Below are 13,030 nucleotides of genomic sequence, written 5' to 3' on the forward strand. Positions count from 1 at the left end.
GGTGGAACCGCTGTACGGACCGATCCGGGACTACGCCTGGGGGTCCCGCTCCGCCATCGCGCTGTTGCAGGGGCGTCCGGTGCCCAGCCCCGGCCCGGAGGCGGAGCTGTGGTTGGGCGCCCACCCGGGCGCCCCGGCCAGCGTGGAGCGTGCCGGGGCCCGGGTGAGCCTCTGTGACCTGGTCCGCGACGAGCCGGGGCAGTGGCTGGGGCAACGGGTGGCCGGGCGGTTCGGCAGCCGGTTGCCGTTCCTGCTCAAGGTCCTCGCCGCCGACTCGCCGCTGAGCCTGCAGGCCCACCCGGACGCGGAGCAGGCCCGGGCGGGGTTCGCGGCGGAGGCGGACCGCCCGACGTCCGAGCGCAACTACTCCGACCCGCACCACAAGCCGGAGTTGCTGGTCGCGCTCACCCCGTTCGAGGCGCTCTGCGGGTTCCGCGATCCGGTGGAGTCGGCCGAGGCGCTCGCCGCGTTCGGCGTACCCGAGTTGACGCCCGTGGTGGACGCGCTGCGGAACGGACCGGCGGGCCTGCGCACGGCGGTGGGGACGCTGCTCGGCTGGCCGGCCGCGGAGCGCGACGGGCTGCTGCGGGCGGTCATCTCGTCGCCGGCCGACGGCCCGGACGCCGAGTTGGCCCGCCGGCTGGCGAAGGCATATCCGGGCGACCCCGGCGTGCTGGTGGCGCTGCTGCTGCACCATGTGCGGCTGGTGCCGGGCGAGGCGATCTGGATGCCCGCGGGCAACCTGCACGCGTACCTCAGCGGCTGTGGCGTCGAGATCATGGCGGCCAGCGACAACGTGCTGCGCGGCGGTCTCACCCCGAAACGGGTGGACGTGGACGAGTTGGTACGGGTGCTGCGCTTCGAGGTGCTTGACGATCCGGTGCGCGCCGCCCGCCCCGTCGCTCCCGGGGTGGACTGCTGGGCGGTGCCGGTGGACGACTTCGCGCTGCACCGCGTGCGGGTGGGCGCGGACGTGCCGGAAGCCACCCTGGCGCTGCCCGGCCCCCGGGTGGTGCTCTGCGGCGCGGGCTCGGTGACGGTCGACGACGGGGCCGGCGCGCTGACGCTGGCGTCGGGCGAGGCGGCGATCGGCACGGCGGCCGGCGAGCCGCTGCGGATCACCGGTGACGGTGAGGCGTACGTGGCGACGTCCGGACTGCGCTGACTCGCCACAAGTCCGACTTTCCCGGAATAGCTTGACTCGGCGCTGGCTGAGTGTGAACCTATGAGTACGCAGCGTTATCGCGACGACGGTCCGGCAACGTGCGGGGAACCAAACCGGGGGGATGCGCGGGGCGGGCGGAGGTGGGCAGCGGGTCTGTCCACCACCGACCGCCCCGTGCGCTGTCCGCTGCCCGTCCCCCGGCGGCCGTCGCCGGCGCGCGTAAGGTGGAGGATCGGCGTAGACATCGTTCGACAGGAGCTTTCATGACCAGCACCCTCCCGGCGGCCGCCAGCGGTACGCCGTCCGAGGCCCGGCCGAGCACGCTCGCCGAGGGCGACTTCAAGGTGGCGGATCTGTCGCTCGCCGAGTTCGGGCGCAAGGAGATCCAGCTCGCCGAGCACGAGATGCCCGGCCTGATGGCGATCCGGCGGGAGTTCGCCGAGGCGCAGCCGCTCGCCGGCGCGCGGATCACCGGCTCGCTGCACATGACCATCCAGACCGCCGTCCTGATCGAGACGCTGGTCGCCCTCGGCGCGCAGGTCCGCTGGGCGTCCTGCAACATCTTCTCCACCCAGGACCATGCCGCCGCCGCGATCGTCGTCGGCCCGAACGGCACCCCCGAGGCTCCCGCCGGCGTCCCCGTGTACGCCTGGAAGGGCGAGACGCTGCCCGAGTACTGGTGGTGCACCGAGCAGGTGCTCCTGTGGCCGGACGGCCAGGGCCCCAACATGATCCTCGACGACGGCGGCGACGCCACCCTGCTGGTGCACAAGGGCGCCGAGTTCGAGAAGGCCGGCGTCGTACCGCCGGTCGAGTCCGCCGACTCCGAGGAGTACGCGGTCATCCTCGAACTGCTGCACCGCTCACTGGGCGAGGACGGCCAGCGCTGGACCCGGGTCGCCGCCGGCATCAAGGGCGTCACCGAGGAGACCACCACCGGCGTGCACCGCCTCTACGAGATGCACCGCGCCGGCACGCTGCTCTTCCCGGCCATCAACGTCAACGACTCGGTGACCAAGAGCAAGTTCGACAACAAGTACGGCTGCCGGCACTCCCTGATCGACGGCATCAACCGGGCCACCGACGTGCTGATCGGCGGCAAGATGGCGGTCGTCATGGGCTACGGCGACGTGGGCAAGGGCTGCGCCGAGTCGCTGCGCGGCCAGGGCGCCCGGGTCGTGGTGACCGAGGTCGACCCGATCTGCGCCCTTCAGGCGGCGATGGACGGCTACCAGGTCGCCACCCTGGACGACGTGGTCGAGCAGGCGGACATCTTCATCACCGCGACCGGCTGCTTCGACGTCATCACCAACGAGCACATGGCCCGGATGAAGCACCAGGCCATCGTCGGCAACATCGGCCACTTCGACAACGAGATCGACATGGCCGGCCTGGCCAAGCGCTCCGACGTCGAGCGGGTCAACATCAAGCCGCAGGTCGACCTGTGGCGCTTCGCCGACGGGCACGCCGTCATCGTGCTGTCCGAGGGACGTCTGCTGAACCTGGGCAACGCCACCGGGCACCCGAGCTTCGTCATGTCGAACTCGTTCGCCAACCAGACGATCGCCCAGATCGAGCTGTTCACCAAGACCGAGGACTACCCGATCGGCGTCTACGTGCTGCCCAAGCACCTGGACGAGAAGGTGGCCCGCCTGCACCTGGGCGCGCTCGGCGCGAAGCTGAGCACGCTCACCAAGGAGCAGGCCGCGTACCTGGGCGTGTCCCCGGAGGGCCCGTTCAAGCCGGACCACTACCGCTACTGATCGCACTCCCCGCACCGGGTCGGCTGTTCCACAGCCGGCCCGGTGCGTCGTTCCCGCCCCACCCTCCGCCCCCGCCCCCGCCCCGCCCCCCGCCCCCGCGATCTTGCAGTTTCGGTTGGTGATTTGCGCCTCTCGACCCCCTATGTCGCCACAGAAAGTGCAAGATCGCGTGGGCTGGGGGCGAGCGGGGCGGGGGATGGCAGCAACTTCACCGATGTTGCTGTCTCCGGCGCGTCTGACGCAGCAACATCGGGGAAGTTGTGAGGATCTTGGGCGCGGGGCGCGGGGCGCGGGGCGCGGGGCGCGGGGCGCGGGGCGCGGGGCGCGGGGCGCGGGGGTTAGCGGCGGGGGGTGGGGCGGAGCCAGGTCCAGGCGCACCAGGCCAGCCAGCCCAGCGACACCACGGTGGCCAGTGCCCGCTGGCGCAACGCGCTGAGCAGCAGCACGACGGCCAACACCGCGAGCCACGGCAGGAAGGCTTTCACGCCGGGGATCCTCGCACAGCCGAACGGTCAACGGTGTGCGCCCGGTCGTCGAAGGCCAGCTCACGGGAAGAGTGAGGTTGCCAAGAACAACTTGACGAGCCCTGTGAACAGGAGGAAGGTATGGCTGCCCTAAGTTAGCGAAGGCGTGCCTAATGAACACGGAGCGGGGATGTTCGCCACCTACCTGATCGGCCTGCGGGAGGGCCTGGAAGCGACCCTGGTGGTCAGCATCCTGGTCGCCTTCCTGGTGAAGTCGCAGCGCCGGGACCGGTTGCCCCAGGTCTGGGCGGGCGTCGGCCTGGCCGTGGCGCTCTCCGTGCTGTTCGGCTGGCTCATCGAGTACACGTCGACCTCGCTGCTGGCCCGGTCCGAGGATCGTGAGCTGTTCGAGGCGATCACCTCCGTCGCCGCCGTGGTCTTCGTCACCTGGATGATTTTCTGGATGCGCAAGGCGGCCCGCACGATCGCGGGTGAACTGCGCGGCAAGCTGACCGAGGCGCTCGCCGTCGGGTCGCTCGCCGTCGCCGGGATGGCCTTCCTCGCGGTGATCCGCGAGGGCCTGGAGACCGCGCTGATCTTCTACTCCGCCGCCCAGGGCGCGGCCGGGGACAGCGGACCGCTGCTCGCGCTCATCGGCGGCATCGTCACCGCCGTGGTCCTCGGCGTGCTGCTCTACGCCAGCGCCCTCAAGATCAACCTCAGCAAGTTCTTCACCTGGACCGGAGCGCTGCTGATCCTGGTCGCCGCCGGCATCCTCAAGTACGGCGTGCACGACTTCCAGGAGGCCGGTGTCCTGCCCGGCCTCGGCGATCTGGCCTTCGACATCACCACCACGCTCGACCCGAGCACCTGGTACGCGGCGTTGCTGGCCGGCATGTTCAACGTGACCCCCGCGCCCACCGTGCTCGAGACCATCGCCTGGATCGGCTACGCGGTACCCGTCCTGGTGCTCTTCCTGCGCCCGTCTCGGCGTACCCCCGCCTCGACAGCGGCCACCGCGGCCCCGGCGGCGTCGTCCGAGCCGGCTGCGGCCGCGACGTCCGAGCCCACGACGCCCGCCAGCACCACCGTCACCGAACGCGGGGCCGACACCGGCGCCGAGGCAGAGGCGGCCTCCGCGCCGCAGCGTGCCTGACCCCACGAGGAGAGACAGCACAGATGCGTACCACTCGATTCTTCGCGCTGGCCGCTGCCGGCGTGCTGGCGACGGCCGGTGTCGCCGCCTGCTCCAAGGCGGACTCCGACAAGTCCGACGCGGCGGGCGGCCCGATCGTGGTCAAGGCCACTGACACGGCCTGCGACGTCGCCACGACCGACCTCGGCGCCGGTACGGCCACCTTCAAGATCACCAACTCGGGCGCGAAGGTCACCGAGTTCTACGTGTACGCCTCCGGTGACCGGGTGATGGGCGAGGTGGAGAACATCGCCCCCGGCTTGAGCCGTGAGCTGCACGTCGAACTACCCGCCGGCACCTACGAGACGGCCTGCAAGCCGGGCATGAGCGGCAAGGGCATCCGGGGCGCGCTCAAGGTCAGCGGGTCCGCGCAGCCGCTCACCGCCGACGCCGCGCTGGCCGGGGCCACCGACAACTACCAGCGGTACGTCAAGAGTCAGACCGCCGCGCTGCTGGAGAAGACCGAGGAGTTCGTCGCCGCCGTGAAGGCCGGCGACGTGGCGAAGGCCAAGACGCTGTACCCGGTCGCGCGCACCTACTGGGAGCGGATCGAGCCGGTGGCCGAGATCTTCGGCGACCTCGACCCCAAGATTGACGGCCGCGAGGAGGTCATCGAGGAGGGGATGGAGTTCACCGGCTTCCACCGGATCGAGAAGGATCTCTGGCAGTCCGGTGACATCAGCAAGGACGGCCCGATCGCCGACCGGCTGCTGGTCGACGTCAAGGAGATCGTGGCGAAGGCGAACGCCGAGAAGCTCTCCCCGTTGCAGCTCGCGAACGGGGCGAAGGAGCTGCTCGACGAGGTCGCCAGCGGCAAGATCACCGGCGAGGAGGACCGTTACTCGCACACCGACCTGTGGGACTTCGCCGCCAACCTGGAGGGTTCCAAGGCGGCCCTGTCCGCCCTGCGGCCCGCGCTGGAGCAGCGGTCGCCGGAGCTGGTCAAGCAGCTCGACACCGAGTTCGCGAACGTCGAGGCGCAGCTCGGCAAGCACCGCGACGGCGACGGGTGGAAGCTGCACACCGCGTTGAGCAAGGCCGAGCTCAAGGAGCTCTCGGACGGCATCAACGCGCTCGCCGAGCCGATCAGCAAGGTCGCCGCAGTCGTCGCCAAGTGACGCAGGGGGAGTCGAGTCGATGAGCGTACGCAGGTTGACCCGCCGACGGGCGATCACGCTCGCCGGCGCCGGGGTGGCCGGAGTCGCGGGGGTGGCCGCCGGCGCGGGCGCGTTGGTCGGCGACTCGCGTGGCCCGGCCTCGGCCAGCGACCACCCGGCCGGCGCGGTGCCGTTCTTCGGCGAGCACCAGGCCGGCATCGTCACCCCGGCCCAGGACCGGCTGCACTTCGTCGCCTTCGACGTCATCACCAAGGACCGGGCCCGCCTGGTCGGGATGCTCGAGGAGTGGACGGCCGCCGCCGCCCGGATGACGGCCGGCCGGGACGCCGGCGTCCTCGGTGCGGTCGGTGGCATGCCCGAGGCCCCGCCGGACGACACCGGCGAGGCGCTCGGCCTCCCTCCCTCGCAGCTCACCCTGACCATCGGCTTCGGGCCGACGCTGTTCCGCGACGCCGACGGGCGGGACCGGTTCGGCATCGCCGACCGCCGCCCGGCCGCCCTGGCGGAGCTGCCGAAGTTCCCCGGCGACGCGTTGCAGGCCCCGATCTCCGGAGGCGACCTGTGCGTGCAGGCCTGCGCCAACGACCCCCAGGTGGCGGTGCACGCGATCCGCAACCTGGCCCGGATCGGCATGGGGGTGGTCAGCGTCCGCTGGTCGCAGCTCGGCTTCGGCCGTACCTCGTCGACCTCCCGCGACCAGGCGACCGCCCGTAACCTGTTCGGCTTCAAGGACGGCACGGCCAACCTCAAGGCCGAGGAGACCGACCTGCTGCGCGACCAGTTGTGGGTGCAGCCCGGCGACGGGCCGGACTGGATGACGGGCGGGTCGTACCTGGTCACCCGCAAGATCCGGATGCTGGTGGAGACCTGGGACCGGACGTCGCTGGCCGAGCAGGAGGAGATCGTCGGCCGGACCAAGGGCAGCGGCGCCCCGCTCGGGCGCAGCAAGGAGTTCGACGAGCCGGACTTCGCGGCCCGCGGTGACGACGGCAAGCCGCTGATCGCCGAGCACGCCCACGTCGCTCTGGCCCACCCGAGTCGGAACAACGGCGCGCACCTGCTGCGCCGGGGCTACAACTTCGTCGACGGCTCGGACGGTCTCGGTCGGCTCGACGCCGGTCTGTTCTTCATCGCGTACCAGCGGGACCCCCGCCGGCAGTTCGTGCCGATCCAGACCCAGCTGGCCCGGCACGACGTGATGAACGAGTATCTGCGGCACGTCTCCAGCGGCCTGTTCGCCTGCCCGCCCGGGGTGCGCGACGGTGGCGACCACTGGGGCCGGGCGCTCTTCGGCTGATCGCCGCCGCGACCCGTCCGAGCTGCGGTGGCGCCGGACCACGTCGAGGGGGGATCATGGCGCTGTCCGTGCCGGGTGACGCCGGTCCCACCGAACTGAACGGGGATGCAATATTAATCCCATGAGAGCCCGGGTACTGGTGGTCGACGACGACCCCGCACTCGCCGAGATGCTCGGCATCGTGCTGCGCAGCGAGGGTTTCCTGCCCTCGTTCGTGGCCGACGGCGAGCGGGCGTTGGCTGCGTTTCGTGACAGTCGGCCGGACATCGTCCTGCTTGACCTGATGTTGCCCGGAATGAGTGGTATCGACGTGGCGCGGTCGATCCGTGCCGAGTCCGGCGTGCCGATCGTCATGCTGACCGCCAAGAGCGACACCGTGGACGTCGTCCTCGGGCTCGAATCCGGCGCCGACGACTACGTGGTCAAGCCGTTCAAGCCCAAGGAGCTGGTAGCCCGGATGCGGGCGCGTCTGCGCCGCGGCGAGGACGTGGCGCCGGAGATGCTGACCATCGGGCCGCCCGGCAACCAGATCAGCATCGACGTGCCCGCCCACACCGTCAGCCGCAACGACGAGGAGGTGAAGCTGACGCCGTTGGAGTTCGACCTGCTGGTCGCGCTCGCCCGCAAGCCGCGTCAGGTCTTCACCCGCGAGGTGCTGCTGGAGCAGGTCTGGGGCTACCGGCACGCGGCCGACACCCGACTGGTCAACGTGCACGTCCAACGGCTGCGTGCCAAGATCGAGCCGGATCCGGAGCGACCGGAAATCATCCTCACCGTGCGGGGCGTGGGCTACAAGGCGGGCACCGGATAGCCTGGTCACACTGTGTCGACCTCGCCGCCCCCACCCCCGCAGACCACCGCAGCCCGCCGGCTCGCCGCCGGTCGGGAGGTCTGGCGTGTGCTGAGCGGCCGGGTCGCGCGTCTGCTGGCCCGGGCGCACCAGACCTGGCGGCGTTCGCTCCAGGTCCGGGTGGTCACCATCACGTTGGTCGCCTCCAGCCTGCTGGTGGGCGGTTTCGCGTACCTGATCGCTGACAAGATCACGACGATCCTGCTCGACAACGCGCGCACCGACGTCCAACTACGGCTCAAGGGCGGCGCCGGGTACGCGGCCAAGCAGGTCTCTCTCTACCGCCAGCCGCAGGAGGCGCAGCTCCAGGAGACCATCGACGGCACGGTCAACTACCTGGCCGGCGGCGACCCCCAGCAGACCGGCGGCGTGGTGGTCGCCATCACTGCCGCCGACTATCCGACGATGATCCAGACCCGGACCGCGCCGGCGGTCAACGTCCAGCCCCTGATCAGCAAGGAGCTGCGGTCCGCGGTCGCCAGCGGCAAGGTGGCCAGCCAGATCCAGACCGGCCGGCTCACCGGCGAGTCGACGAAGTACCTGGTCTACGGCTCGCCGGTGCCGACCAGCTTCGGGCAGATCGAGCTCTACTACCTGGTGCCGTTGACCCGTCAGGACACCACCGCCGCGGACGCCCGGGCCACCGTCGTCGCCACCGGCATCGCCCTGGTGATCCTGTTGGGGCTGCTCGCCGCCCTGGTCACCCGGCTGGTGGTCAATCCGGTCCGGGTCGCCGCGCGGACCGCCCAGCGGCTCTCCGCCGGCCTCCTCGACCAGCGGATGGTGGTCAACGGCGAGGACGACCTCGCGCTGCTGGCCGCCTCGTTCAACCAGATGGCGACGAACCTGCAACGGCAGATCCTGCGCCTGGAGGAGATGTCCCGGTTGCAGCGCCGGTTCACCTCCGACGTCTCGCACGAGCTGCGGACCCCGTTGACCACGGTACGGATGGCCGCCGACCTGATCTTCGCCGAGCGCGACGAGTTCGACCCGGCGGTCGCGCGCAGCGCCGAGCTGCTCCAGGCCGAGCTGGACCGGTTCGAGGAGCTACTCACCGACCTGCTGGAGATCAGCCGCTTCGACGCGGGCTTCGCCATGCTGGACGCCGAGCCGACCGACCTGGTGCCGGTGGTGCACCGGGTCGTCGACCGGTTGGCCGGGCTGGCCGAGCGGGTGGGCGTGGAGATCGAGCTGGACCTGCCCAGCACCCCGGTGATCGCCGAGGTCGACCCCCGTCGCGTCGAACGGGTGCTGCGCAACCTGGTCGGCAACGCCGTCGAGCACGGCGAGGCCCGCCCGGTGCTGATCACCCTCGGCATCGACGAGACCGCAGTGGCGATCACCGTCCGGGACCACGGGGTGGGGCTGAAGGTGGGTGAGGAGAAGCTGGTGTTCAACAGGTTCTGGCGGGCGGACCCGTCGCGGGCCCGCCAGACCGGCGGCACCGGGCTCGGCCTGTCGATCAGCCTGGAGGACGCCCGCCTGCACGGTGGTTGGCTGGAAGCCTGGGGAGCGCCCGGTCAGGGCGCCCAGTTCCGGCTCACCCTGCCGGCCCGCGCCGGTGACCGGCTCACCACGTCGCCGCTGCGGCTGGTGCCCGCCGACGCGGCGCTGCCGTTCGGCGGTCCGCGCGACGGCGGCCCGCTGGCCATCGGGCCGGGCCCGGCGCGGGCGATCGACCCGGCGCCGGCCGACGGCGGCGAGCGGGCGGAGGTGCGCTCGTGAGGGTTCGGCCACTGCTCGGCGCGCTCGGCGCGGCGCTGCTGCTCAGCGCCGGGTGCGGCATCCCGGCCTCGTCCGACGTGCGGGTCGACGGCAAGGCCGGCACCGCGACCGGGGCCGGATCGAGCAACGGCCGCAGCAGCGAGCCGCCGTCGCGGACCGCCAGCGGCAGCGACAACGCGGCCTTCGTACGGAACTTCCTGTCCGCCGCCGCCGGCGAGCCGGACCGGGCGTACGAGCGGGTGAAGGCGTTCATCGCCCCCGAGCACCGGCCCCGCCTGCAGGACAAGCAGGGCAGCGAGGTCGTGCTGAACGTGGTGAGGCTGGGCGAGACGGTCTTCACCTTCAACAGCGACTCCACCACCACCGTCAAGATCACGGTGCAGCAGATCGGCGTGCTGCGGACCAACGGCACCCTGGCGCCCCCGGTGGCGACCGAGAAGCAGTACGAGTTCCGGCTGCGCAGCGCGGCCCTCGGTGGCGTCGGCAGCGACGAGCGCGCCGGGCAGTACCTGCTCGACCCGCCGAACGCGCTACTGCTCAGTGACGTCGCCCTGCAGCAGTACTACCAGGACGAGTCGATCTACTTCTGGAACTCCGACCGCACCCGGCTGGTGCCCGACCAGCGCTACCTGCCGTACGCGGTGCCGGACGAGCGTCGGGTCAACGAGGTCGTGCGGTGGTTGGTGGGCGGCCCGTCCGACTGGCTGCGGCCGGGTGTCGTCGGTCTGCCGGACGGCACCGAGCTGATCAACAACGCCACCGGCGCGAACAACCGGTGGGAGGTCAACCTGGACATGTCCGGCGACGACCAGAGCCGGGTCGACCAGGTGATCACGCAGCTCGCCTGGTCGCTGGGCGACCTGCCGGGCGAGCTGGAGCTGAAGATCCGGAACAATTCGCAGCCCGTGCAGGACCTCGACGAGCGTCGAAAGGCCCAGCCGCTCTACCCCGTCCGGGAGGACCCGCAGCGGTACGGCGTCTACGAGGGCGCGATCCGTCCGCTCGACTTCGCCGGCGAGCCCAGCGGCGTGGTGCCCCTCACGCCCGAGGTCAACCGCGCCATCGTGTCGGCCGGTCTCGCGCGGGGCGTCAACCGGGTGCTCGCCGCGCTGGTGGTGACCAGCGGCAAGGACCGGCAGCGACTCGCGGTGGGCGCGGGCGCGGACACCGTGGCCGCGCTCGGCCGCAGCGCCGGGGAGTACGTCTCGATCAGCCGCCCGGTCTGGTTGCGGACCGCCGACACGCGTCCGGCCCAGGGTCTGGTGGTGGCCGACAGTCGCCTCTACCGCTTCGACGAGGCCGCCCGGATGTCGCAGGTGCCGCTCAACCTGCCCACGCCGGACGTCACCGCGGTGGCCGCCGCGCTGGACGGCCAGCGGATCGCGCTGATCGCCGGCGGGCAGCTCTACGTCGCGGCGCTCACCCTCGATGGCTCCGGCAGCGGACTGTCCATCGGCCCGCCCCGGGCACTCGTCACCTCCCTGACCAACCTGACGGCGGTGGACTGGATCGGGGAGGACCGGCTGGTGGTCGCCGGTTCGGTCGGCCAGCCGGCGATCTACGAGATCAGCGTCGACGGCGCCCTGGAGACGCCGCTGCGCACCGACGTGGGCGCCAAGGTCAACCACCTGACGGCGTACCCCACCAACCGCAGCCTGCGGGCGCCCACCGGGGCGTACATGTACGAGGCGAACAAGGTCGCCTACCGCAGCAGCCCGTCCGAACGGATCGTGCCCGAGCAGGTCCGCGACGTTCCCACGCCGCCGGCCGGAGTTCGCCCGAGCAACCCGTCGGCCCCGTTCTTCCTCTACTGACGTCGTGCGCGGGCTCTGGGCGGACCTCGCCGACCTGGTCCTGCCCGCGGACTGCGCCGGCTGCCGGGAGCGGCACCAACGGCTGCGGCACGCCGTCTGCCCCTCCTGCCAGACGGCGCTGAGCGCGCTGCGCCCCCGGGCCGCTCGCCCCACACCCGCCCCGCCCGGCCTGCCGCGCTGCGTGGCCCTCGGCCCGTACGCCGGTCCGCTGCGGGAGGCGCTGCTGGCGTACAAGGACCACGGCCGGCACGGTCTGGCCCGTCCGCTCGGCGCGCTGCTGGCCGAGGTGGTCGCGGTGGCGGTCGGCGAGGTGCGCCCGGTGGCGCTGGTGCCGGTGCCGGACACGGCGGCCGCGGCGCGGGCCCGGTACGGCGACCACCTGGACCGGCTGGCCCGGCACTGCGCGGCGCGGCTGGGCCGGAGCGGCTGGCCGGTACGGGTGCACCGACCGTTGCGGGCGCTGCCCCGGCCCGACTCGGTGACCCTGGACAGCGCGGGCCGTGCCGCGGCCGCCGAGGCGGCGTTCCGTCCCCGCTCCGGCGGTTCGGATGGGCCCGGTCCGGCGGGCAGTGGGCCCGGCCCGGCGGGCAGCGGGCCCGTCGTGGTGCTGCTCGACGACATCGTCACCACGGGCGTGACGCTGGCCGCGGCGGCCCGGGTGCTGACCGCGACCGGATGGCGACCGGGTGTCGCCGCGGTGCTCGCCGCGACCGAGAAAAGACACCATTCGTAACCCACCGTGTTTCCGTTTCACCCGTTGGTGTATGAGGTGCGAAAAATCCCGGGCGGTCTTGGCGACATGGGGTGACTGCCGGGCGAACAGGAGTTAGCGTTTCGCTGTCAGGGGTAGGAGGTCGTTCCATCCCACCCCCGGCGGTGAGAGGAGGCGTAGCCGTACTGACCGGTCGACGCCAGCGGGCCTTCCTACGGCGCACGACCGGGAAACCGGATCGAAGACGTCCGAACAAGGGAGGTCACGTGGACATCGTGGTCAAGGGCCGCAACGTCGAAGTGCCGGACCATTACCGGGTACACGTAGCCGAGAAACTCGCAAAGGTCGAACGCTACGACCACAAGATTATTCGCATCGATGTCGAGCTGTTTCACGAGCGCAATCCGCGCCAGGCCGATCACTGCCAGCGGGTGGAGATCACCTGCGTCTCCCGTGGCCCGGTGATCCGGGCCGAGGCCTGCACGAACGACTTCTACAGCGCGCTCGACGCCGCCATCGCGAAACTCGACACCCGGCTACGCCGCGCGGCGGACCGCCGGCGCGTACACCGTGGTCGGCACGCGCCGATCTCCGTGGCCGCCGCCACCGCCGACCTGCCGGTCACCGACCTGGTAGCCGCCCCGCTGTCCGCGTCCGGCGTCCGTGCCGGCACCGCCGTCGCGGAGCGCGCCGAGGAGGAGTACGACCAGCCGTGGCACATCGCCCGGGAGAAGGTGCACCCGGCCGAGCCCATGACCATCGACGACGCGTTGTTCCAGATGGAACTGGTCGGCCACGACTTCTACCTCTTCCAGGACAAGGAGACCGGCCGCCCCAGCGTCGTCTACCGACGGCACGCCTACGACTACGGCATCATCTCCCTCGACACCTGAGGCGGGTCCGTCCCGTCGCACACGGGGGTCGTGG

11 protein-coding genes are annotated in these 13,030 nt (G+C 71.7%); 10 read left to right on the top strand and 1 reads right to left on the bottom strand.

The features are described from left to right. Position 1 precedes the first annotated feature (1 nt). A complete protein-coding gene (gene manA / locus ACN263_RS03760; RefSeq protein ID WP_422738426.1) occupies positions 2-1,165 on the top strand; it encodes a mannose-6-phosphate isomerase, class I in 1,164 nt (387 codons plus the stop codon). A 263-nt stretch (positions 1,166-1,428) separates the two neighbouring features. Beyond that, positions 1,429-2,928 (top strand): adenosylhomocysteinase, encoded by a 1,500-nt coding sequence (ahcY, locus tag ACN263_RS03765; RefSeq protein ID WP_422738427.1) that lies wholly within the window; start codon positions 1,429-1,431, stop codon positions 2,926-2,928. A 338-nt stretch (positions 2,929-3,266) separates the two neighbouring features. Here the strand turns inward: ahcY and ACN263_RS03770 are convergent, their stop codons facing one another. Then, positions 3,267-3,413: a hypothetical protein gene (locus ACN263_RS03770; RefSeq protein ID WP_422738428.1), complete on the bottom strand. Its 147-nt coding sequence runs from the start codon at positions 3,411-3,413 to the stop codon at positions 3,267-3,269. A 169-nt stretch (positions 3,414-3,582) separates the two neighbouring features. Between ACN263_RS03770 and efeU the strand changes: the two genes are divergently transcribed. The 8 genes from efeU to hpf all read left to right on the top strand — a co-directional run bounded on the left by efeU (position 3,583) and on the right by hpf (position 12,996). Further along, positions 3,583-4,548 carry an iron uptake transporter permease EfeU gene (gene efeU / locus ACN263_RS03775; RefSeq protein WP_422738429.1) on the top strand — a complete coding sequence of 322 codons (966 nt, stop codon included), beginning with the start codon at positions 3,583-3,585 and terminating at the stop codon, positions 4,546-4,548. A 23-nt stretch (positions 4,549-4,571) separates the two neighbouring features. Beyond that, positions 4,572-5,705: an iron uptake system protein EfeO gene (gene efeO, locus ACN263_RS03780; protein ID WP_421474652.1), complete on the top strand. Its 1,134-nt coding sequence runs from the start codon at positions 4,572-4,574 to the stop codon at positions 5,703-5,705. Between the two features lie 19 nt (positions 5,706-5,724). Continuing rightward, complete coding sequence (gene efeB / locus ACN263_RS03785; RefSeq protein ID WP_422738430.1) at positions 5,725-7,002, top strand: iron uptake transporter deferrochelatase/peroxidase subunit; 1,278 nt, start codon at positions 5,725-5,727, stop codon at positions 7,000-7,002. 121 nt (positions 7,003-7,123) lie between these two features. Continuing rightward, entirely contained in the window at positions 7,124-7,813 is a 690-nt protein-coding gene (gene mtrA / locus ACN263_RS03790) for an MtrAB system response regulator MtrA (RefSeq protein WP_355052014.1), read from the top strand. Between the two features lie 12 nt (positions 7,814-7,825). Then, entirely contained in the window at positions 7,826-9,577 is a 1,752-nt protein-coding gene (gene mtrB / locus ACN263_RS03795) for an MtrAB system histidine kinase MtrB (RefSeq protein ID WP_422738431.1), read from the top strand. After that, the gene (locus tag ACN263_RS03800) at positions 9,574-11,391 is read left to right on the top strand and encodes an LpqB family beta-propeller domain-containing protein (protein WP_422738432.1); all 1,818 of its coding nucleotides are present in this window, start codon (positions 9,574-9,576) and stop codon (positions 11,389-11,391) included. The genes mtrB and ACN263_RS03800 overlap by 4 nt, the downstream gene beginning before the upstream one ends. A 4-nt stretch (positions 11,392-11,395) precedes the next feature. Further along, on the top strand, positions 11,396-12,124 hold the full coding sequence (locus ACN263_RS03805; protein WP_422738433.1) for a ComF family protein: 729 nt from the start codon (positions 11,396-11,398) through the stop codon (positions 12,122-12,124). A 245-nt stretch (positions 12,125-12,369) separates the two neighbouring features. After that, entirely contained in the window at positions 12,370-12,996 is a 627-nt protein-coding gene (hpf, locus tag ACN263_RS03810) for a ribosome hibernation-promoting factor, HPF/YfiA family (RefSeq protein WP_422738434.1), read from the top strand. The last annotated feature ends 34 nt before the right edge of the window (positions 12,997-13,030 follow it).

This window comes from Micromonospora sp. WMMD729, from assembly GCF_049315225.1.
Lineage (GTDB): Bacteria > Actinomycetota > Actinomycetes > Mycobacteriales > Micromonosporaceae > Micromonospora.

What these genes read in the sequence shown, in the direction of transcription:
- ahcY (WP_422738427.1), top strand. Translation starts at nt 1,429, where the DNA reads ATGACCAGCACCCTCCCGGCGGCCGCCAGCGGTACGCCGTCCGAGGCC.
- efeU (WP_422738429.1), top strand. Translation starts at nt 3,583, where the DNA reads ATGTTCGCCACCTACCTGATCGGCCTGCGGGAGGGCCTGGAAGCGACC.
- efeO (WP_421474652.1), top strand. Translation starts at nt 4,572, where the DNA reads ATGCGTACCACTCGATTCTTCGCGCTGGCCGCTGCCGGCGTGCTGGCG.
- efeB (WP_422738430.1), top strand. Translation starts at nt 5,725, where the DNA reads ATGAGCGTACGCAGGTTGACCCGCCGACGGGCGATCACGCTCGCCGGC.
- mtrA (WP_355052014.1), top strand. Translation starts at nt 7,124, where the DNA reads ATGAGAGCCCGGGTACTGGTGGTCGACGACGACCCCGCACTCGCCGAG.